The sequence below is a fragment of the Flavobacterium rhizosphaerae genome (assembly GCF_046000445.1).
Classification (GTDB): domain Bacteria; phylum Bacteroidota; class Bacteroidia; order Flavobacteriales; family Flavobacteriaceae; genus Flavobacterium; species Flavobacterium rhizosphaerae.
The window spans coordinates 1-21821 of the sequence record NZ_JBELPZ010000010.1 but is presented as its reverse complement, the minus strand read 5'-3'; the positions used below and the strand labels follow the sequence as shown (position 1 = coordinate 21821).

Here is a 21821-nt window from a genome sequence, read left to right as displayed (position 1 = left end):
TAAACTAAGCATACCCTTATTATTTTATAACATTTAGCATATTTTTGCATCAAACATTTTATACATGCTCCAGATTAAAAACCTCACTTTTGGCTATAGCGATATCCCTGTCCTGCGCAATATATCTTTTTCAGTAAAAAAAGGGCGTCATATTGCAGTAATAGGAGAGAGTGGTTGTGGCAAAAGTACACTGCTAAAACTTATATACGGTTTGCATGATGCTAACGAAGGTGAAATAAGTTATAAAGGCAAGCCCGTTACAGGGCCAAAATTTAATCTGGTTCCCGGTATGCCTTATATGAAATACCTTGCACAGGATTTTGACCTTATGCCTTACACTACTGTGGCAGAAAATGTAGGTACATTTTTATCTAATATTTATCCGGAAGAAAAGCAAAACCGCATATTGGAGCTACTACAGATTGTAGAAATGGAAGGTTTTGCAAATACAAAGGCACAAAACCTTAGCGGGGGGCAGCAGCAGCGTATTGCTTTGGCAAAAGTACTGGCGCTGGAGCCGGAAGTACTCCTGCTGGATGAACCATTTAGCCATATTGATAACTTCAGGAAAAATGCACTCCGCAGAAATTTATTTGCCTATTTAAAGCAAAAAGGTATTACGGTTATTGTCGCCACGCACGATAGTACCGATGCTCTTTCTTTTGCAGATGAAACAGTGGTAATACGCCAGGGGGTGCTTGTTGATATAGCCCCTTCTAAAGAAATATACTATAATCCTAAAGATAAGTATACGGCGTCGTTATTTGGTGAGGTAAATGAAATTAAGCTGGAATTGCTTACACTTACCCAAAATGCTGATGACACTGTATTTATATATCCGCACCAGCTTAAAATAGCGCCCGAAGGCCCGCTAAAGGTTGTGGTAAAACAATCTTTTTTTAAAGGCAGCCGCTATCTTGTTAAAGGGGCGCTGGGCAGGCAGGTTATTTTTTTTGAACATAATAAAGAGCTTGCTGCAAATACCGAAGTACAGCTTGCGGTAGACAGGGATGCTTTTGGTTAAATATTTGTGATAAATTAAAAAAATCACATCGTAAAGCCTTATATTTAATGATTGTATAATTTTGTAATCTTATTTTTAAAAATAAATAAATGTATCATTCAAAAATTTCCGGCTTGGGCTATTATGTTCCCGAAAATGTTGTTACTAATAGCGACCTTTCTAAAATAATGGAGACCAATGATGCCTGGATACAGGAACGTACCGGTATAAAAGAGCGCAGGCATGTAGTAAAGGGCGATGGAAACACTACCACTACCATGGGCGTTAAAGCCGCAAAAAAAGCCATAGAGCGTGCCAGCATCCATAAAGATGATATAGACTTTATAATATTTGCCACACTAAGCCCGGATTATTATTTTCCAGGGCCGGGGGTACTGGTGCAGAGGGATCTTGAACTTAGTAAAACTATTGGGGCGCTGGATGTGCGCAACCAGTGTTCCGGATTTATATATGCACTCTCGGTAGCCGACCAGTTTATAAAAACCGGTATGTATAAAAACATCCTGATAATAGGATCTGAATTGCACAGCACGGGTCTTGATATGACTACCCGGGGCAGGGGCGTATCGGTAATATTTGGTGATGGGGCAGGTGCAGCCGTATTAACAAGGGAAGAAGATACCGCAAAAGGTATTTTAAGTACCCACCTGCACAGCGAGGGGCAATATGCAGAAGAACTGAGTCTTATTGCACCAGGCATGGGTAAACGCTGGGTTACTGATATACTGGCAGATGATAATCCGGAAGATACTTCATATTATCCGCACATGAATGGGCAGTTTGTATTTAAAAATGCTGTGCAGCGCTTTAGTGAAGTTATTATGGAAGCATTAAAAGCCAACAACCTGCAGGTGAGTGATATTGACATGTTAATACCCCATCAGGCCAATTTAAGGATATCACAATTTATCCAGCATCAGTTTAAACTAAACGATGATCAGGTATATAACAACATTATGAAATACGGTAATACTACTGCAGCATCTGTGCCAATTGCTTTAACTGAGGCATGGGGAGAAGGTAAAATTAAAGAGGGAGACACAGTAGTGCTTGCCGCTTTTGGTAGTGGTTTTACCTGGGGGAGTGCTATTATTAAATGGTAATTTATTTTGCTGCACTACTATAGCCTGCAACAAGCAGGCTTTTTTTATATTTATAATTCAAATAGTAAGTAGTATGTGGAAATATATAGTGTATACTTTGCTGGTTTTGGTTGTTGTTTTGGCAGTATATTATTTTTATCCCTCCCATAAGCTTGCCCCGGGCACGGTGATAGATAAACTAGTTGTAAACAAATCTAAACGTGTCATGCAAGCCTATAATGGCAACACATTGGTTAAAACATATAAAATAGCATTAGGTAAAAACCCCGTAGGGCATAAACAATTTGAAGGTGATGGTAAAACGCCCGAGGGTACATATACCATAAATGAAAGAAACCCTAATAGCGGTTACCATAAAAATTTAGGCATTTCATATCCTAATGCGGAGGATATTGCCTATGCAAGAAGGTTGGGCAAGTTGCCCGGTGGACTGATTAAAATTCACGGATTGAGAAACGGCCGGGGATATATTGGTAAATTCCATAGATGGAAAAACTGGACAGCGGGCTGTATTGCAGTAACAGATGAAGAAATTGATGAACTGTATAAAACGGTTATTCCTAATGCCGTTATACAGATAGAGCCATAAAAAAACCCACCCCGGTACTAACTCAAACCGGAGCGGGCGGACCTAAATTAAAATATGAAAAACATAAAATCTGCTATTTATAATAAATAGGGCTAAAACATGCCTCCACTGTTCTGTTTGGTATTGTCATCACGTTGTTTGCGCTGCATTGCCCTGTTTTTACCCTGGCCAAACATATAATTTATCCCTACATATACTGTGCGGCTTTCCCAGCGGAATTCACCAGTTTGAGGGAAAGGATTTTGGCTGTCAAACGCATAACGCATAGTGTGGAACATATCATTAAAGCGTATGCTTGCCGTAAGCCTGTTATCTAACATGCTGTAGCGGGCGCCGCTGTCTACCTTATACATTTCGTGGCTGTTGTTTTGTACCCCGTTTACCCCGCCACGGTAAAACCCAAATAAAAGAAAACTTAGTTTTTTAGTTACCTTAAAGTTGCTGTTCATACGTGCATTAAAAGAGTTGGCTGTAATTTTTTTGTTTACATACTCAAATTCAGTATCACTGCCCTCGGTAAACTCAGCCACAAGACCCTGCTGGTTAATACTGTTAAAATCTATAGCCGGTTGTATATCCCACCATGTGTTTATTTTATAATTTGCCGATACCTCAAAACCATAGGCGTTATTATGGCTAAAGTTGGCAAAGCTCATTATCTGGTCCTGTGTATTTGGGGTAGTTTCATCAGGATAAAGCACCCGGTTAATTTCGTCGTTAATAAATCTGTAATACACACCTCCTGTAATGCTGGAGCGTTCTCCAAACATGCGGGTATAATTGGCCTCAATAGAGTTGGTAAACTGTGGCCTTAGTTCAGGGTTACCTAATGATGTAATAAGGGGTGTGCTAAACTCACGTATCGGTTTAGTCTGGTCAAGGCTTGGCCTGTCTACACGGCGGCCATAACTCATTTGTACCGTGTTTTTATCATTTATAGTATAAGAGATAAAAGTGGTAGGGTAAACAGTAATATAATCATTCTCAAAAGTACTGTCGCCATTGTTAAAGTTGGCATTGGCTTTATAGCTTTCGGCACGTAACCCTACTTGGTAACTAAACTTGCCCAGCTTTTGCCCAAAGGTTACATAGGCAGAATAAATATCGTTATCATAACTATATACAGAGTTTTGAAGCGCCGGGTTATCAAAAATACGGGTGGTATTATAGGTGTTGTCATTACGTATTATGCGTGCTTCGGCGCCAGCTTCAAAAGTAGTTTTTTCATTTAGCGGGTTAACATAATCCAGGTTCGCAACAACGGTCTGGCGTCTATCATCTGTATCATCATTATAAAATACAGGGTCTGCTGCGCCGGTAATGGTTTTATAATCGGCAGCCTGATTGCCCTTGGTGTCGTTGTAATTGGCTTCAAAATCAAGGGTATGGCCTTCTTTTTCAAATTTATGTTTATAGGCAATGTCATAGGTGTTATTATGGTTGTCAGCATCAATATCAGAATATTGAGCTATATTATCATACATACTGCCTTCAGGGTATTTAATGGTATTATCTATTGTAGCTGTACCAGAACCGTAATTTTGGTTGGTATACACCGAAAAAGTGTTGTAATCATCAATATAATAATCCATCCCAATTTTACCTAAAAAGCCTTTGTTACGGTTTACAATATCAAACGTGTTAAGCTGTTGGGTATCTAAACGCTCAATGCGTCCCTCATTATAGTAATTACCGCCATTGGTACCAATGTTTCCAAAAAAATTAACTTTTCCGGTACGGTAGTTTAAGTCTACAGAGCCATTATATTTTGGGGTTTGTCCAAAAGTTACCCCAGTATTTACACTACCGTTAAACCCGCGGTTTACATTTTTTTGAAGTATTATATTTATAATACCACTCATACCCTCTGGGTTATATTTAGCACTGGGGTTGGTAATCAGTTCAATCTTTTTTATAGAGGTACTGGGTATTTGTTTTAAAAGGGTAGCGGCATCCATAGTGGTAGGGCGTCCGTCTATCAGTATCCTTACATTCTGGTTACCTCTTAGCGAAATATTTCCATCCTGGTCTACATTTACTGATGGAATATTGCCCATAATATCACTTGCCGTTGCCCCGGCTGTGGTAAGGTCACGCCCAACGGTAATCACCTTACGGTCTATCTTCTGTTCAATAGTGCTTACTTCTTTAACTATTTCAAGTTCATCAAGCTGCGTGGCATCTTCAGCCAGTATTATGTTGCCCAGGTTAACAGCCTTGTTCTCTGCAGAGAGATTGGCCATAACAGTAGTAGTTTTATAACCTATAAATTGTATTTCTACAGTATAATTTTTTAAAGGAAGGTTTTTAACATCAAAGGCCCCGTTATCATCAGTTATGCCGCCATTAATTACCTGGTCACCGTCCTTAACCACAATGCTTACATAAGGTAGTGGTTGGGTGGTGGCTTTATCGGTAACTTTTCCGGAGATGCTGCCTTGTGTCTGGGCAGTAAGAGATACTATGCTCCCTATTAGGAGCACTATTAGCATTTTAAGCTTCATTGCGCGTTTTTTGATTAATGATTGATACCTGATAAGACAACCATGGCTCAAAAATGTTACACAAAATTCTAAAAAAAATATGCTTTTTAATAATGAGGCATTTCCCGTAAATAAAAAGCGTGAAATAACATTCTTGTAATCAAAGGGGTATAGCGCTTTTTGTTGGGTGGTTTTAACAAATTATTCCGTCCTCAGCATTTGAAAGTGTTGTTTAATATTACTTATCTTTGCACGCTAAAAATCAAATACACTATGGCATTATCAAACTTTATAACATCCCATATCCAACAGGCGGTAAAAGACCTTTTTGACATCACTTTAGATAAAGTGGAGTTACAGGCTACCCGCAAGGATTTTGAAGGTGATATAACCATGGTTATTTTTCCGTTGCTTAAAATTATCAAAGGCAACCCGGTAGCACTTGGTAACAAAATAGGGCAGTACCTACAGGATAATGTTGCCGTTGTATCAGGCTATAATGTAGTGTCCGGTTTCTTAAATATTGTTATAAGCGATAGCTACTATGTAGATTTTTTTAACCAGATAAAAGACGACGAAAATTTCGGTATAGTAACACCAGATGCCCAAGGCAAAGCCATAATGGTAGAGTATGCCTCGCCCAATACAAACAAGCCCCTGCACTTAGGCCATGTGCGTAATGTATTGCTGGGTTATTCGGTTGCAGAAATTTTAAAGGCATCAGGCACTAAAGTATATAAAACCCAGGTGATAAATGACAGGGGCATACACATTTGTAAAAGTATGCTGGCCTGGGAAAAATTTGGTAACGGCGAAACCCCCGAAACAAGCGGGCTGAAAGGCGATAAGCTTGTGGGCAAATATTATGTAGAGTTTGATAAAGCTTATAAAGAGCAGGTAAATACCCTTGTAGCCGAGGGGACTACTGAAGAGGAAGCAAAGAAGAAAGCGCCATTATTACAGGAAGCCCAGGATATGCTGCGCAAATGGGAAGCCGGCGATGCAGCCGTTGTAGCCCTTTGGGAGAAAATGAACGGCTGGGTGTATACCGGTTTTGACGAGAGCTTTAAAAATATAGGTGTTGATTTTGATAAAAATTATTACGAAAGCAATACCTACCTGTTAGGTAAAGATATTGTTGAAGACGGCCTGCAAAAAGGCGTTTTCTATAAAAAAGAAGACGGTAGTGTATGGATAGACCTTACCCCGGATGGCCTTGATGAAAAACTGGTACTGCGTAGTGATGGTACATCAGTATATATTACGCAGGATTTAGGTACAGCGGTACAGCGTGTTAAAGATTTTCCTGATGTGGGCGGTATGGTATATACTGTGGGCAATGAGCAGGACTATCATTTTAAGGTACTGTTTCTTATACTTAAAAAACTGGGTTATGACTGGGCAGAGCACCTGTTCCACCTGTCTTACGGTATGGTAGATTTGCCTTCGGGTAAAATGAAAAGCCGTGAGGGTACTGTTGTTGATGCGGATGACCTGATGACCGAAATGACTGATACTGCGCAAAAAATATCTGAAGAGTTAGGTAAGCTTGATGGCTATACAGACCAGGAGAAAGCAAACTTATACAGGATAATTGGCCTTGGCGCATTAAAATATTATATACTAAAGGTAGATCCTAAAAAGCGTATATTGTTTGACCCTAAAGAATCGGTAGATTTTGCGGGTAATACAGGGCCTTTTATACAATATACCTATGCCCGTATACAGAGCCTGTTACGCCGCGCAGACTTTGATTACACTGCCCCATTAAACGGTGTAAACCTGCATGAAAAAGAAAAAGAACTTTTAAAACAAGTAAACCAGTTTCCTGATGTAGTGCAAAACGCTGCTGCAACCCACAGCCCCGCGTTAGTGGCCAATTATGTGTATGACCTTGTAAAAGGATATAACTCGTTTTACCAGAGCGTGCCGGTGCTTGGCGCAGAAGCAGCAAACGATAAAATTTTCCGTATACAGCTTAGTAAAAAAGTGGGCGATACCATAAAAACTGCATTTGCGTTATTAGGCATAGAGGTGCCGGAGCGTATGTAAGCTTAGTTACAACAAAATTCAACTGCTAAACCTGTGAAGCCAACTAAAAACTACTTTTTTCAGTCGTTTGCTATTGTGGTAATATCCATTGCTGCCCTTATTGGCTTTAAGCAGGTTTTACCTTCAAAGATATTTACTGAAACGGCTACAGCAACCAAAAATGTTGTAGTGGATAGCCTTATGCTCGAAGCAGTTCAGGAAGAGGCTGTCAAGCAAAAGGATAGTGTTGCGCCTGAGGAAAAAATAGTTAAAGAAGATAAACAAAAGGTGTTTTTTCAGCCGGAAGAAGGTATTGCATTTCCACCGGAAACATATTCCAATTATAAGGGCTTTCAGTACCTGATGCCTTTTTACCAAAAATTGGTACAGCTTGAAAAATCTGGTGAGGGTAATGTGAGGATTGCCTATTTTGGCGACTCTATGACTGATGGTGACCTGATAGTGAAAGACCTGCGTGCTGCCCTGCAGGCACGTTTTGGCGGGCAGGGTGTAGGTTTTGTAAACATCACATCAGAGTCAGCTGCCTCCCGCAGTACGCTAACACACCAATTTTCTAATAACTGGAAAACCCAGTCTTACCTTAACGTAAAACATCCTGAAAAGCCTTTTGGAGTAAGTGGCTACGTGTTTTTTACAAAGCACGATACATTAAATCCAGTATGGGTTAAATATAAGTCGGTTAAATTTAATAATATATCACAACTTAATGACCCTGTACTGTTTTACGGCCATTCTGAAAATACAACGGCAAGTGTGCATTATATCACAGGTAACGATACGGTGATTAAAAAACTAAACCCGGTAAACCGCCTTAATACCCTTCGCCTTGGCAATAGTGCAACTTCTTTCAGGGCAGAGTTTTTTGCGGCTGATTCTATACCGCTTTACGGATTTAATTTTGACGATGGGCGCGGTGTGCATGTGGATAATTTTAGTAACAGGGGTAACTCCGGCCTGCCAATTTCTATATTAAACAAGCCTTTGATGAAGGCCTTTAATGAAAAGCTGGGATATGATCTTATAATACTGCACTATGGTACCAATGTGCTTAACTACGGTACGTATGATTATTATTGGTATGAAAAGAAGATGGGTGTTGTGGTAAACCATTTAAAGGAATGTTTTCCCGGGGTTTCTATACTTATTATTTCCACTGCCGATAAGTCTACCAAATACGGTACAGAAATGCAGACAGACTCTGCCGTGGTACCTTTAACCCGTGCACAAAAACGCTACGCCCTTAATAATAAAGCAGGTTATATAAATCTGTATATGCTTATGGGAGGTAATGGTTCCATGGTGAAATGGGCAGATACCATTCCTGCTCTTGCCAATAAAGACTATACGCACTTTAACTATCGCGGTGCAAAAAAGGTTGCCGGCATTATTTACAATGAACTGAATAAAGGCTATGAAGATTATAAAAAACTGGGTGGTGACAAAGTAGTTGTAAAATTACCAAAAGATACTATTAGGAAAAATGGTTTACCAAAAGATACCGTAAGAAAAAAGGGTGTGAATAAAGATACACTACATAAAAACATACCGTATAACCCGCCAAAAAAAGATTCCCTGCATGCAAATACTAATTAAAAGGCAATTTTTTACCTGTATTAGCCTTTTGTGTTTTGTATTGGGCTATTCACAAACAGACTCTACAGAAGTAAGTATTGATAGTGTGGCCATAAATGAAATTGTGGCAGATACTATTGTAACAGATACTATAACAGCGCATGAAGATATTATTACAAATACCTCTGTGCTTAGCCTGTTGTTTGAAAAGATGCTTTTAATGCAAGACCAAAAAGCAGGGCATATAAATATTGTGCATATAGGCGATTCTCACATTCAGGCAGATCTTATGACCAATAGCATACGTAAACGCCTGCAACAACGTTTTGGTAATGGCGGTGCGGGATTCAGCTTTCCACACCAGTTGGCAAAAACTAATGGCAGTTACAATACACGTTATAAAAGCAATATCAGCTGGGCCAGCCGGCGCAATATTTATCCGGTAGACACCATGGAGGTAGGGTTAAGTGGTATTGCACTTACCGCTTATGAAGATTTTGCTGTAGAACTTTCGGTTAAATACACCGCTTATAATTTTAATACTATAAAGATTATCACCCCGGGCAACATACCCGCATTTGACGTGGCTACTTCCATACGCGAGATAGTAATTGAAAGTGTGGAGCCTAAAAAAATATACCATACCATAAAAAGTGGTGAAGTTTTGGGTAGCATAGCCAGAAAATATGGTGTAACGGTAACTCAGATAAAAAAAGCGAACGGTATGAAATCGGATCATATCCGTGCCGGTAAAACATTGCTGATACCAACTAATGAAAAAGAGAAAAAGCAATTAAAGCGTTCAGAATTTATTCCACTGGAATTAGAAGCTGATTCGCTTTATCACTATTACCACAGCGATGCAGATTTAAATAAGATTTATTTATTACCTGCCCCTGGCAAAAATAAGTTTACCCTTAGTGGACTGGTGCTGGAAAATGATACCCCCGGGCTTATATATCACAGTATAGGTGTAAATGGAGCCAAAGCTTCAGATTATAATAAATATCCTTTGTTTTTTGAACAACTGCCAGCGCTTAAGCCTGATCTGGTTATTATTTCATTAGGTACTAATGAGTCTTTTGATAAACTTTCGGCAGAAGACTATACAATACAAATTAACCTTTTCATCCAAAATGTAAAATCCCTGAATCCGGATACGGCTATACTGGTTATTACACCCCCGCCATCATTGTTTAAACGTAAATATCCAAATACCATTGTAGCATCCTATGCAAGAGAAATACTGATGCACGAAACCGAAAAAGAGTATGCTTCATGGGATCTCTTTACCCAAATGGGCGGGTTATACAGTGTGCCCGATAACGCCAAAAAAGGGCTAATGAGTAAAGATAGGGTGCATTATAGCGTAGACGGATATGAAAAGCAGGGGGCAATGTTTGCCGAAGCCTTTATTAAAGCATATGATAACTTTAAAATCAACCGGGAGTAATGTATTTCTTTGATATTTTACAAAGCATAACCTGGGACGAAGTGGTGTCATGGTTTGTATATGACCCTAAAAAGCCATTACTTTTTAATACCCCTTTATTTTTGGGGCTTTTTCTTGTGTTTTATGGTATTTATATACTAACACGCAATACCTTTAGGTTACGTTTGGTATATGTAACCGCGTTTTCGGTATTCTTTTATTATAAATCCAGCGGTATCTATTTTTTACTGCTGCTCATGACAGTAAGTATAGATTATACCCTGAGTTACTTTTTATACCGCGAAACCGATACCCTGCGGCGGAAGATATACCTTTACTTTAGTGTAATTACAAATCTTACCTTTTTAGGCTATTTTAAATATACCAATTTTGTAATAGGTAATTATAATCAGTTTTTTAACGGGCATTATTCATTTTACGAAATCATACTCCCGGTAGGGATATCATTTTATACTTTTCAGTCAATAAGCTATACTATAGAGATTTACAGGAAAGAAATAACCCCTGCTAAAAGTTATATAGACTATCTGTTTTTTGTTTCGTTTTTTCCGCAGCTTGTAGCAGGGCCCATTGTGCGGGCAAAAGATTTTATACCACAAATATATGCCAAGCTAAAGCTTACCCGGGAAGATGTTAATAATGCATTGTTTCTTATTATAGGTGGACTTATTAAAAAAACGGTGATATCAGATTATATATCGGTAAATTTTGTTGACCGGGTTTTTGATGCGCCAAACAGTTATACTGCATTTGAAAACCTTATGGCAACGTATGGTTATACTATACAGATATATTGCGACTTTTCAGGGTATAGCGATATGGCCATTGGTATTGCATTGTTATTAGGTTTTACGTTGCCCGAAAACTTCCGTACGCCTTATAAATCAATTAATATTACTGAGTTTTGGCGCCGCTGGCATATATCCCTGTCTACCTGGCTTAAAGATTTTCTGTACATATCTGTAGGGGGTAACAGGCGTGGCACGGTTGCCGGGTTTCTTTTTCCGGGATTGTTTTTTCTGGGTGCCATATTATGGAGTATCAGTTATGCTGCGGTAAGTAGTGTGCCCCTTGTTATTAGTGTTAGTGCAGCGATGCTGTTTATGCTAACATTTTTGTTGTCTAAAAACAAAGAAAAATCTATGGTAACCAATGTAAACCTGCTTACCACTATGCTGCTTGGTGGGCTTTGGCACGGGCCAAGTTTAAGGTTTGTGGTTTGGGGGGCACTGCATGGCATGGCACTGGCAATACATAAATTATGGATAGAATACTTTCCTTATAAAAAAGATAAAAAACCATCTGCTCCGGGAGTTTTATGGAATGTTATATCGTTACTCATAACGTTTCATTTTGTAGTGTTCTGCTGGATTTTCTTCCGTGCGAAAGATTTTAGCCTGGCATTGGATCTTATAAATAACATAGGCCGTATTACTTTTGAGCCCCGGCAATGGCAGGCTATTATTTTAGGATATCAAAATGTATTCCTGCTGATGGCTATAGGATATTCATGGCATTTTTTACCTGGAAAAGTTATTGGTGTAATGAAAAAAGCTTTTGATATTACCCCTCTTTTTATAAAAGGTATAATAATGGGGCTTGTATTTTGGTTGGTATATGCAATGGCCTCTTCAGAAACCCAGCCGTTCATTTATTTTCAGTTTTAAATATAACATTCTGTAAAGAAATAGTGTTTTTAAGTAATAGCACCTTGTTATTGATAAATATTTCTTTGTTTTATTATATTTATTTGTAAATTTCCAGCTTCAAATATCTATTTTATGAAAAAAACAATACTTTTATTTTCTTTATTTGCTTCGGTTTTTGGGTTTCATGCCCAGGCACAGGATCCATACACAGTAGAACTTTTTGATGATGCTGTTTTTTACAGCATGTATGAAGGTGCTGTTGATCAGCCACTTCCGCCAAATGCTATACGAAACAATAATTCATCATACGGAATTAAACTTACCGACGAGGTAATAGCTAATTTTGGTAGCTCCTTAACCCTGAATGTTCAGGCGGCTTCTCTTTGTGATAATTATGACAGGATAGGTAACGTAAACCTTGCATTTGTTCCTAAAGGGGCTACATCGTATGAATATAATCAGGTAACACGTATAGAACTAGGCCGTTTTATTACGCCATTTATGATTCCTGATGGAGATGTTGAGGTTCCATATACTTATGACATTAGCCATGTAGTTGATATACTTCACCATCCTATACTAACAGATAATTATGATTTCTGGATTGAACTTGAAATTTATGGTTATCAGGGTTCGGCAACACAGGGTGGTGCTGCAGCTGAATATCCTTCTATATGCCCTTCAACCAGAAATGATGTATACAGAGGATCTTTACAATTAGTATCTGAAGGGACTTACACTGAGAAGTTTATCTATTTTCAGCCTCTGTGTTTTAAGTATGAACTTAAAGATTATACCCTAAATGGTACAGATGTACTTGGTGAAACTGTGAGGACACTTGGTTTTCATGCACCGGCTGAGGTAACTGATACTAAATATTATTTTATTAATTCAAACCATGGATCTAATTCCGGGGGGGAAGAATATGTAAGAAGATGGCATTATATTTATTATGATAACGAATTGAAGCTGCAATACAAACCAGGTGGTGTATCATGTATTCCATTTCTGCAGTACAATACACAGCCGAGTTGTATATTTTATGATTGCTCTCAAAATCCGTCTCCTCTTTTACCGGATAATGATGCATATTGGTACTGGAACAACTGGTGCCCTGGTGATAAAATACCTACACGTGTGGTTGAATTAGGCGTTGTGCCAGAAGGCGACCATGAATTTAAAGTAGATGTTCCAGATGCTACATTTAATGGAGATCAGGGATATTTCCCAATGTCAGTATATGTAATGGGTACTACAGCCACATTAAGTAATGACGAATTTGCTGTAAACTCATTTGCAGTATATCCTAATCCGGTTAATGATATAGCTACTATTAATACCGGAAATAATATTACAGCAAAAAGTTTTACAGTACTAAATACATTAGGCCAGTCTGTAATGAACGGAACGGGCAATAACATTAATATGGGCCAGCTGCAAAATGGTGTTTATATTATTAAAGCTGAGTTTGATAACGGCCAGGTGTTAACACAAAAGGTAGTTAAAAAATAATCTTTTTATATTTTTATCACTTATTAGGAAAAGGAATCCGCTACACTGTAGCGGATTCCTTTGTTTTTATTAGGTATTTAGAAAAGAAGTTTAATTAATGCATTTGGTGTGCGCTGCAGCCCATAGGTATTAACTTCTTCTATAACATTGTTGTCTTCGCTGGATATACGGTAGTAGCGATTTAATATATTAGAGCGGTTAAAAATATTAATTATAGACAGGCCTATTTGCAGGCGTGCATTTTGCGGCAGCTGCCAGGTATAAACGGTGGAAAAATTTACTTCAAAAAAATTGCCTACCGTATCAGTATTCGGGTAATTATATACTATGGTAGGCGTGCCTATATTACTATATGTTGGCACACTTATTAACGGATTTGTAGTGGGGCGCCCGCTATACCATTTTGAACCTAATGCCACTTTAAATTTTTGCCACTCATAGCTTGCTCCTGTGGTAACAGCGTGGCTAATATTAAAATTACTGGTAAAGGTGCGGGGTGTAAAGCCGTCAAAATGATATTTGTTATTATTCCACCCATAACTTAACCAGGCATTAAAGTCTTTAAATTGTTTTTGTAGTAATAGTTCGGTTCCCGTTACATCATAGCTACCCGTAGCTAACTCCAGTTCAAACTGGTTTTGAAAAGCTTGTCCATATGTGGTAATGCCATCTACACGTTTATAAAAACAATCTAATGATGCTAACCATCCCTTATCTTTATAGGTAACCCCGGCAGATATCTGGTTACTGCGCTGTATGGGTATGTCTTCTTCATTAGCAAGTATCCAACGCCTGTTTTCGATACCCAAAAAATCATTTTGGAGCGCTACAATCTGGCTAACAGACTGGCTTTTCTGTTCAGCAAGTATTTCCAGTTGCCACAATGCGTTAAATTCATAATTAAACTGTAGCCTCGGCTCAAAATAAAGCAACCCAAATTGCTCAATATAATTGGCGCGTAATCCTGCCCTTATATAAAGAGTCTGGTCATCAGGGTTATGCTCCAGCTCACCTATTACAGAGTGCGTTCGCAAAACCCTTTTTACATTGCGGTTATAACTTGGCTGGTTTACCCTGTCTCTGTTATCAATGCCTATTTCATTAAACTGGTAACCACTATGCAATATAAATACCGGTGTTAGTTTATTAGAGTTTTCCAGATGCACCCCTGTATCAACAATAGTATTTTCCTGTATTACCTGTTGGTCGGTTTCCAGTTGGGAGTTGGTTCCGTTTACATCATAGTAAGAGCCATAAATACCAATTTCACTGCTGTGGGTATCAGTCCACTGTGCTTTCCAGGTTGCCGTACCGCCGAGGGTATTTTGCGTAAGGCTGCTTTGTTTGGTTACTACGTTTGTAGATGTTATGGTTCCTTGGGTAAAATCTAGCCGGTTGTTTATGTTAATTACATCCACATACAGGTTGTGTTTGTTGTTTATTTTTTGGTGAAATTGTGCGGTTAGGTCATAAAAAAAGAACTCTTTATCACTTTTATAATTTACATCAGTACTGTTATCCAATTGGGTTACCACTGTATTTTGAAAAATACGTTTGGAATATTTAGTATATGTAGGAAAATCTAATATGTCTGTAAACGACCGCCTGCCTGAAAGTTCTATATTAGTATTTTCAGAAGTTTTTATTTTGGTATACATATCGGCGCTTATCATATTACTGCTAATGCTGGTAGTCTCTGTACCAATAGTTTTAGTGTGGCTGGAAATATCAATAGCGCTTGACACGCTTTCTCCATAAAAGGCCGATGTACCGTTTTTAAATATTTTAATTTCATGCGCAAGGTTAGGGTTAAGCGCAGAAATAAGGCCAAAGAAATGTCCGGTTTGAAAAAGCCGTATGCCATTCCACATAAAAAGGTTCTGGTCATGCGTGCCGCCCCTCACATTAATGTTAGATACTGTCTGGTCTATACTGTTAATGCCCGGTAGTTGCTGCATAGCCTGCAATACATCAGGCTCTGTAAGGCCGGGTAAAATGCCAAATTCATTAGGGGTAATAATAAAGCTTCCGTCTTTCTTTTTTGCAATACCAGTTGTAAGATAGCGCTCGGCAATAATTTCTTCTAATTCTGTTGATTTGAGAGGAAGTGTTATGGCAAGGCAGTCGCGTTTAAATGTATCTGTTTTAACGCTTACTGATACATACCCGGTCTGTGTAACATTAAGGCTCTCCCTCAAAATAGATTTTGGGAGTTCAAAATATCCATCTGGCCCGGTTACTATTGTATGTATATCATCATACTGCACTATAGCTTTATCTACAGGATAGCCGTACTCATCAATAACATAGGCACAAAAGTAGCTTACTGATAACACGTTATCGGTAAAAACTACTATATAATCTTTAACATTTTTAAAGCTGAGGCCCGTTCGGTTCTTTATATAAATGAGCTTGGCCTTTAGCGGTAGGTCAGGGTCAGGGGGTATTAGTGTAAAATGCCTTACATCTTCCTCAGCGTAGCTGAATTCTACACCGTGTTGTATAGTAATGTCTTCCAGAATTTTTTTTAATCTCGTATCTTGGTTTACGTCCTGTGCATATACAGGCCGGATTGCTATTATAAAAACCGAAATTGTAAAAAAAAACCGAAAATGTTTTATCATTCACCCGATAGTATAATTTTGCTGCCTTGCTTTTTAGCCCTTACATGATAGATAGGTTCAATAGTTTCAATAGCACTATCAAGGTCATCCATAGGTATTTGCCCTGTGTAAGATCTGTTAAGGTCAGCTTTACTTATATTATCCATAAGTACAATCTCAATATTATACTGGCGTTCCATCTCCTTAACTATATTCTTAATATTCTCGCTATTGAAATATGTTTTATAATTAATCCAGCCCGGTTGCTTTATTTCTTCCCTGGCAGGCAGGTCTGTTTTTTTACCGTTTTCAAATACAACGCTTTTACCGGGTGTAAGTAATACCTCCTGATTGTTGCTGGTTACTTTAACTTTACCTTCAAAGCAGGTAACTTCAAAACGCCCTTCACGCTCTTTTACATTAAATTGGGTACCCACTACAGTTACGGTTCCCTGTGGTGTTACCACATCAAAAGTTTTTCCTTTTGCTACCTTAAACCAGGCTTCTCCTTCAAGTTCAACCCGTCTGTTGTCATCCCAGTTCCAGGTTTTATAATCAGCTTCAGAAGCTGCATTTAGTACTACTTTAGAGTTGTCTGGCAACATAAATGTAGTACGTTTTCCTGCATTTGCTACTTGTGTAGTAGTGTGTGAAGTGTAAAAAAACCATGCCAGCCCAAATGCAATTATAAATAGTGCCGCAATACGGGGCAGCCAGGCGCTTAATTTTCTAACAGGTACTTGTTTAACTGGGCGTTGCCTTTGTTCTTTTATTTTTTGATAAATAGAATCAATATTCCCTTCGGGCGCGGTTAGTTGCGCCGAAAATTCTTTTATCCTGCTATAAGTGGCATATTCTGGTGACGACATGAATTCCTCCAATTCCTTCTCATCCATTTCGTCATTCAGCCACTTTGCTAACCTTACATCATCTTTCATTTTTTATCGCTCTTTTAAGCTATAACAGTTATAGGTATCAATACCCTACTATAACTAAGGTAAATTATCAATTTGTTTGCGTAACTGTAATAAAGCGCCATGCAGGCGTTTTTCTACAGCTTTAACGCTAATGTTTAATATTTCTGCTATTTCGTGGTATTTTTTTCCATCAATACGGTGCAATAAAAAGGCAGTACGCTGTGCTTCGCTAAGGCTGTTAATAGCATTTTGCAGCTTTATTTTAAACTGTTCCTCTTCCATCAGGTATTGCGGATCCTGAGAGTCGGTAACCCTGGCAGGGCTTTTTTTGTTATATTCCAGTACTACTTTTTGGTGTGCAATCTGGTTTAGGGTAGCATTATTGGCTACAGTATACAAAAATGATTTTGCCTTTTCGGGCGATACCTTTTCGCAATTTTCCCAAAGCTTTATAAATGCTTCCTGAGTAATGTCATCTGCCTGGTCTTCATTCCCGAATTTATAGTACAGGTAATTGCGCAAAGCGGCAGCATGCTTTTTAAAAAAGCCCGAGAAAATATTTTCTGCGCAAATGCCCTGTGTGGTTTCTTTTTTCATGGATAGTTATAAAAACGGTGTTAAATTATAAAAAAAACTATCGGGGCAATAATTTCTATGAGAAAAATAAAAAAAAACCTTTTAAGGTAGGGTATTTTATTTTATAACTGTTTTAATTCTTATAAGTGATATCAGGCTACTTAAAAACAAGACCCTTTTAGTACTGTTTTTATTATATATGAAAAAGAAAATGCTTTAAAATTGTTATGAAAAAAACCGGCTTTTTTAAAGGGCTGGTTTTTTTTATAAAAAAAATTAAAATAGAGGTAGGGTATTTATGCTTTTAGCTGTTAAACTTTATTAAGAGCCTAAATATAAAAGCTATGAAAAAGGCGTTTCTGTATATCATTTTCGTTTTTGGTATTGCCGCAGTCTGTGTATCCTGCCAGGGTGATACCATTAGCGAAAATGATTCTGAGGCGCTTGGTTCTCTTTCAGGCCTCACCGGTTTACTATCTTCAATAACAGTTGACAATACCTTTACCGGAACTACTATAGACAGTACCGATTGTTTTAATATAGTATTGCCCGTTGCTGTTATTGTAAACGGGCAACAACTTACTGTAAATACACCCTCTGATTACGAAACTGTTGCAGGTATTTTTAACCAAAGCAGTACAGATGAAGACACATTACAACTCACTTTTCCATTAACGGTTGTTTTTGCCGATTATACACAGCAGATGGTAACTTCTAAAAGTGAATATGACTCCCTGGTAGCAGCCTGCAATACACAGCAGGAAAATGTTGCACAATGCATTGCTATAAACTATCCGGTTAGCGTTTTTGGTTATAACAGCAATTTTCAGGTTGAAAATACCTATACGCTAAACAGTAACCAGGACATTTACCAGTTTTTACAAAACTTGGGCTCTAATGAATATTATTCAATAGATTATCCGGTTACCGTAAATTATGCGGGCAATACACAGGTTATTGTAAATAACAATGACGAGTTTATGCAGGTTATACAAACAGCAATTCAAAATTGCGTACTGGAGGATGCCGTCGCTGAATGCACAAATCCCGGTATACTAACTGATGATTTAGTATTGTATATGCCCTTTTCTAATAATGTAGCTGATTTAATGGGAAGTATAGTTGTAGGGCCAACCGATACTGCATTTGTGACAGACAGGAGTGGAAGTGGGCATTGCGCCATTGCCTTTAACGGAAACCAGCAATTGCAGATAACATCTTCTGCAGATAATGCCCTAATTGATGGAAATGAGATTAGTATAAGCCTTTGGTTTAAAATGCAAAACACCAATATAGGCAATTATGAAGTGCTTTTTGGTAAAGGCGCAGGCGATAGCACAGGTTTTGAACTTGCTTTATATGATTTGAATAAACCGGTTTTTGTAGCGGGGAATAATAATATCTGGGATGATTCTGCCGATTTTTTGGCTGAAGACACCCAAAACTGGCACCATCTGGTACTTACATTAAATAGCAATTATGAGGCCCAATTGTATCGGGACGGAGAGCTACAGCAAAGCCAGCCTTTTGTAAATGCTTCTGTTGGCGGTACAGCTGCAGATTATTTTGTAGGTTCGGGCTTTACAGGCTACCTTGATGACCTTAGGGTTTACAAAAAGGTGCTGACTGCTCAGGAGGTACAAACCCTTTATGAGTTAGAGGGCGATTGCAGTATTTGTTTAGGATAGTTGTGTTTTTTTTTAAATATTCAAGTTTTTTTCCAATTGGAACCAGCCTTTGAGTGAGGCTGGTTCTTTTTTTATACAGAATGTTTTTTTAAATACTAAATCCTCTAACTTCTAAATCAAATCCTTAAATTTGCACTTCTGTAAAAGATTGACTGACTATGTTTGAGAATTTAACTGATAAATTAGACAAGGCATTACACGTATTAAAAGGCCACGGTAAAATTACCGATGTGAATGTGGCTGATACCCTTAAAGAGGTGCGCCGCGCCCTTATTGATGCCGATGTTAACTTTAAAATTGCCAAAGAATTTACCAATACCGTAAAAGAAAAAGCCCTGGGGCAAAATGTACTTACTACATTGCAGCCCGGCCAGCTTATAGTAAAACTGGTAAAAGATGAGCTTACTGAACTTATGGGGGGCGATGCCGAAGGCATTAACCTCTCGGGCAACCCATCAGTAATATTAATGTCTGGTTTGCAGGGTTCGGGTAAAACCACGTTTTCGGGTAAGCTGGCAAATTTTCTTAAAACCAAAAAAAATAAAAAACCGCTATTGGTAGCGTGTGATATTTACCGTCCGGCTGCTATAAACCAGCTACATGTAGTAGGAGAGCAGATAGGGGTAGAGGTGTATAGTGAAGAAGGAAACCGTAATCCGGTAGAAATTGCACAAAATGCCATTAAGCATGCCAAATCCAACGGCTTTAATGTAGTAATTGTAGATACTGCAGGGCGCCTTGCCGTAGATGAAGAAATGATGACCGAAATAGCCAATGTACATAAAGCCATACAGCCACAGGAAACCCTTTTTGTTGTAGACTCTATGACAGGGCAGGATGCTGTAAATACGGCCAAAGCATTTAACGACAGGTTAGATTTTGACGGTGTAATACTAACCAAACTGGATGGTGATACCCGTGGCGGTGCCGCTATTTCAATTAAGTCGGTTGTTAATAAGCCCATCAAATTTATAGGTACGGGAGAGAAAATGGAAGCGATAGATGTTTTCTATCCTTCGCGTATGGCCGACCGTATTTTGGGCATGGGAGACGTTGTATCGCTTGTGGAGCGTGCGCAGGAACAATATGATGAAGAAGAAGCGCGTAAATTACAAAAGAAGATTGCCAAAAATGAATTTGGTTTTGACGACTTTTTAAGCCAAATACAGCAGGTTAAAAAAATGGGTAACATGAAAGACCTTGTTGGTATGATACCCGGCGCCGGAAAAGCCCTTAAAGATGTAGAAATTGAAGATGATGCCTTTAAACATATAGAGGCTATTATACATAGTATGACCCCAAGCGAGCGCAGCAAGCCCTCTATATTAGATGCTAAACGCAAAAACCGCGTAGCTAAAGGCAGTGGTACCAGCATACAGCAGGTAAACCAGTTACTGAAACAGTTTGACCAAATGAGCAAAATGATGAAGATGATGCAGGGTGGTGCAGGTAAAAACCTGATGCGTATGATGGGGGGCATGAAGGGAATGCAGCCATAGCCGCAAACCTTCGTTTAGGCCCGAACTTATTGCTGTACACTTCTTTGATGGATTTACAAATGACAACAACACAACAATGTGGTTTTAGGTAGAAAGTGAAGCTTTAAACCTTGAACTTTTAAACTTTAAACAAATGCAAATACTCGACGGGAAGAAAATTTCTGAAGACATAAAAAATGAAATTGCGGCTGAAGTTGCCAAAATGAAGCAGAATGGTGAGAAAGTACCCCATCTTGCAGCGGTACTTGTAGGCAATGATGGCGCAAGCCTTACGTATGTAGGCAGCAAGGTAAAGTCCTGCGAAAAAGTGGGTTTTGAAAGTACTTTAATAAAACTGCCCAGTACTATAAGTGAAATAGAACTGCTTAAAAAAATTGAAGAACTTAACCAGGATGATAATATAGACGGGTTTATAGTGCAGCTACCTTTACCAAGTCAGATAGACGAGCAGAAAGTGCTCATGGCTATAGACCCAAGTAAAGATGTGGATGGTTTTCACCCGGAAAATTTTGGCAAAATGGCGCTGGATATGACAACGTTTATTCCTGCCACCCCTTTTGGTATCCTCACCCTTTTAGAACGTTATAACGTGCAAACAGCGGGTAAGCATACTGTAGTTATAGGGCGTAGCCATATTGTGGGCCGCCCAATGAGCATACTTATGGGCCGCAAGGGTTTTCCGGGCAACAGTACTGTAACCCTAACACATAGCCACACCAAAAACATCAGCCAGATTACTACCCAGGCTGATATTATTATTACAGCACTTGGGGTACCCAATTACCTGAAAGCCGAAATGGTAAAAGATGATGTAGTGGTTATTGATGTAGGCATTACCCGCGTACCCGATGAAAATTCTGAAAAAGGATACAAAATTACTGGCGATGTGGATTTTGAAAATGTAAGCAAAAAAGCCAGTTACATTACCCCGGTACCGGGCGGTGTTGGCCCTATGACTATTGCCATGCTGCTTAAAAATACCCTGTTGGCAAGGGAAATGAGAAGAGCAAAAGAACAAGCATAATTAAAGGGGCTGTCTCAAAAGTGAGTCAGCCCTATTTTTTTTAAACAAATAAGGGAGCCCGCGGGTTCCCTTTATTC

Annotated in this window: 15 protein-coding genes; 11 read left to right on the top strand and 4 right to left on the bottom strand. The window is 38.7% G+C overall.

Annotated features, from left to right (window positions below):
* The first annotated feature begins 64 nt into the window (after positions 1 to 64).
* From ABS766_RS10720 to ABS766_RS10710, 3 genes are all read left to right on the top strand, one after another.
* Entirely contained in the window at positions 65 to 1024 is a 960-nt protein-coding gene (locus ABS766_RS10720; protein WP_408085150.1) for an ABC transporter ATP-binding protein, read from the top strand.
* Between the two features lie 89 nt (positions 1025 to 1113).
* Entirely contained in the window at positions 1114 to 2127 is a 1014-nt protein-coding gene (locus tag ABS766_RS10715) for a 3-oxoacyl-ACP synthase III family protein (protein WP_408085149.1), read from the top strand.
* 73 nt (positions 2128 to 2200) lie between these two features.
* Positions 2201 to 2716, top strand: a complete 516-nt coding sequence (locus ABS766_RS10710; RefSeq protein WP_408085148.1) for a L,D-transpeptidase family protein — start codon at positions 2201 to 2203, stop codon at positions 2714 to 2716.
* A gap of 92 nt (positions 2717 to 2808) precedes the next feature.
* On the opposite strand, the gene ABS766_RS10705 is transcribed toward ABS766_RS10710, so the two are convergent.
* Positions 2809 to 5220 (bottom strand): TonB-dependent receptor domain-containing protein, encoded by a 2412-nt coding sequence (locus ABS766_RS10705; RefSeq protein WP_408085147.1) that lies wholly within the window; start codon positions 5218 to 5220, stop codon positions 2809 to 2811.
* A 252-nt stretch (positions 5221 to 5472) separates the two neighbouring features.
* Here ABS766_RS10705 and argS point away from each other — a divergent pair, with 252 nt between their 5' ends.
* The 5 genes from argS (at position 5473) to ABS766_RS10680 (ending at position 13437) form a co-directional block, all read left to right on the top strand.
* Entirely contained in the window at positions 5473 to 7251 is a 1779-nt protein-coding gene (argS, locus tag ABS766_RS10700) for an arginine--tRNA ligase (protein WP_408085146.1), read from the top strand.
* Positions 7252 to 7284: 33 nt separating this feature from the next.
* Entirely contained in the window at positions 7285 to 8844 is a 1560-nt protein-coding gene (locus ABS766_RS10695; protein ID WP_408085145.1) for an SGNH/GDSL hydrolase family protein, read from the top strand.
* The gene (locus tag ABS766_RS10690; RefSeq protein ID WP_408085144.1) at positions 8828 to 10276 is read left to right on the top strand and encodes a LysM peptidoglycan-binding domain-containing protein; all 1449 of its coding nucleotides are present in this window, start codon (positions 8828 to 8830) and stop codon (positions 10274 to 10276) included. The genes ABS766_RS10695 and ABS766_RS10690 overlap by 17 nt, the downstream gene beginning before the upstream one ends.
* Positions 10276 to 11943 (top strand): MBOAT family O-acyltransferase, encoded by a 1668-nt coding sequence (locus tag ABS766_RS10685; RefSeq protein ID WP_408085143.1) that lies wholly within the window; start codon positions 10276 to 10278, stop codon positions 11941 to 11943. Before ABS766_RS10690 ends, ABS766_RS10685 begins: the two co-directional genes overlap by 1 nt.
* A 114-nt stretch (positions 11944 to 12057) precedes the next feature.
* Positions 12058 to 13437, top strand: coding sequence for a peptide-N-glycosidase F-related protein (locus ABS766_RS10680; RefSeq protein ID WP_408085142.1), 1380 nt, complete (start codon positions 12058 to 12060; stop codon positions 13435 to 13437).
* Positions 13438 to 13514: 77 nt separating this feature from the next.
* Here the strand turns inward: ABS766_RS10680 and ABS766_RS10675 are convergent, their stop codons facing one another.
* From ABS766_RS10675 to ABS766_RS10665, 3 genes are read right to left on the bottom strand one after another with little or no spacing between them, the layout of a single operon-like run.
* Entirely contained in the window at positions 13515 to 16061 is a 2547-nt protein-coding gene (locus ABS766_RS10675) for a TonB-dependent receptor plug domain-containing protein (RefSeq protein WP_408085141.1), read from the bottom strand.
* Positions 16058 to 16978: a FecR family protein gene (locus ABS766_RS10670; RefSeq protein ID WP_408085140.1), complete on the bottom strand. Its 921-nt coding sequence runs from the start codon at positions 16976 to 16978 to the stop codon at positions 16058 to 16060. The genes ABS766_RS10675 and ABS766_RS10670 overlap by 4 nt, the downstream gene beginning before the upstream one ends.
* Positions 16979 to 17032: 54 nt before the next feature.
* Positions 17033 to 17554 carry an RNA polymerase sigma factor gene (locus ABS766_RS10665; protein ID WP_408085139.1) on the bottom strand — a complete coding sequence of 174 codons (522 nt, stop codon included), beginning with the start codon at positions 17552 to 17554 and terminating at the stop codon, positions 17033 to 17035.
* Positions 17555 to 17877: 323 nt separating this feature from the next.
* Between ABS766_RS10665 and ABS766_RS10660 the strand changes: the two genes are divergently transcribed.
* The 3 genes from ABS766_RS10660 to ABS766_RS10650 all read left to right on the top strand — a co-directional run bounded on the left by ABS766_RS10660 (position 17878) and on the right by ABS766_RS10650 (position 21744).
* Complete coding sequence (locus ABS766_RS10660) at positions 17878 to 19221, top strand: LamG domain-containing protein (protein WP_408085138.1); 1344 nt, start codon at positions 17878 to 17880, stop codon at positions 19219 to 19221.
* A gap of 158 nt (positions 19222 to 19379) precedes the next feature.
* Entirely contained in the window at positions 19380 to 20720 is a 1341-nt protein-coding gene (gene ffh / locus ABS766_RS10655) for a signal recognition particle protein (RefSeq protein WP_408085137.1), read from the top strand.
* A 133-nt stretch (positions 20721 to 20853) separates the two neighbouring features.
* Positions 20854 to 21744, top strand: a complete 891-nt coding sequence (locus tag ABS766_RS10650) for a bifunctional 5,10-methylenetetrahydrofolate dehydrogenase/5,10-methenyltetrahydrofolate cyclohydrolase (RefSeq protein WP_408085135.1) — start codon at positions 20854 to 20856, stop codon at positions 21742 to 21744.
* Positions 21745 to 21821: the final 77 nt, after the last annotated feature.

Excerpts from the sequence above, each read along its gene's own strand:
- ABS766_RS10705 (WP_408085147.1), bottom strand. The coding sequence starts at position 5,220 with ATGAAGCTTAAAATGCTAATAGTGCTCCTAATAGGGAGCATAGTATCT.
- ABS766_RS10690 (WP_408085144.1), top strand. The coding sequence starts at position 8,828 with ATGCAAATACTAATTAAAAGGCAATTTTTTACCTGTATTAGCCTTTTG.
- ABS766_RS10665 (WP_408085139.1), bottom strand. The coding sequence starts at position 17,554 with ATGAAAAAAGAAACCACACAGGGCATTTGCGCAGAAAATATTTTCTCG.
- ABS766_RS10680 (WP_408085142.1), top strand. The coding sequence starts at position 12,058 with ATGAAAAAAACAATACTTTTATTTTCTTTATTTGCTTCGGTTTTTGGG.
- ABS766_RS10675 (WP_408085141.1), bottom strand. The coding sequence starts at position 16,061 with ATGATAAAACATTTTCGGTTTTTTTTTACAATTTCGGTTTTTATAATA.
- ABS766_RS10715 (WP_408085149.1), top strand. The coding sequence starts at position 1,114 with ATGTATCATTCAAAAATTTCCGGCTTGGGCTATTATGTTCCCGAAAAT.
- ABS766_RS10685 (WP_408085143.1), top strand. The coding sequence starts at position 10,276 with ATGTATTTCTTTGATATTTTACAAAGCATAACCTGGGACGAAGTGGTG.
- ABS766_RS10710 (WP_408085148.1), top strand. The coding sequence starts at position 2,201 with ATGTGGAAATATATAGTGTATACTTTGCTGGTTTTGGTTGTTGTTTTG.
- ABS766_RS10660 (WP_408085138.1), top strand. The coding sequence starts at position 17,878 with ATGAAAAAGGCGTTTCTGTATATCATTTTCGTTTTTGGTATTGCCGCA.
- argS (WP_408085146.1), top strand. The coding sequence starts at position 5,473 with ATGGCATTATCAAACTTTATAACATCCCATATCCAACAGGCGGTAAAA.
- ABS766_RS10650 (WP_408085135.1), top strand. The coding sequence starts at position 20,854 with ATGCAAATACTCGACGGGAAGAAAATTTCTGAAGACATAAAAAATGAA.
- ABS766_RS10670 (WP_408085140.1), bottom strand. The coding sequence starts at position 16,978 with ATGAAAGATGATGTAAGGTTAGCAAAGTGGCTGAATGACGAAATGGAT.
- ABS766_RS10720 (WP_408085150.1), top strand. The coding sequence starts at position 65 with ATGCTCCAGATTAAAAACCTCACTTTTGGCTATAGCGATATCCCTGTC.
- ffh (WP_408085137.1), top strand. The coding sequence starts at position 19,380 with ATGTTTGAGAATTTAACTGATAAATTAGACAAGGCATTACACGTATTA.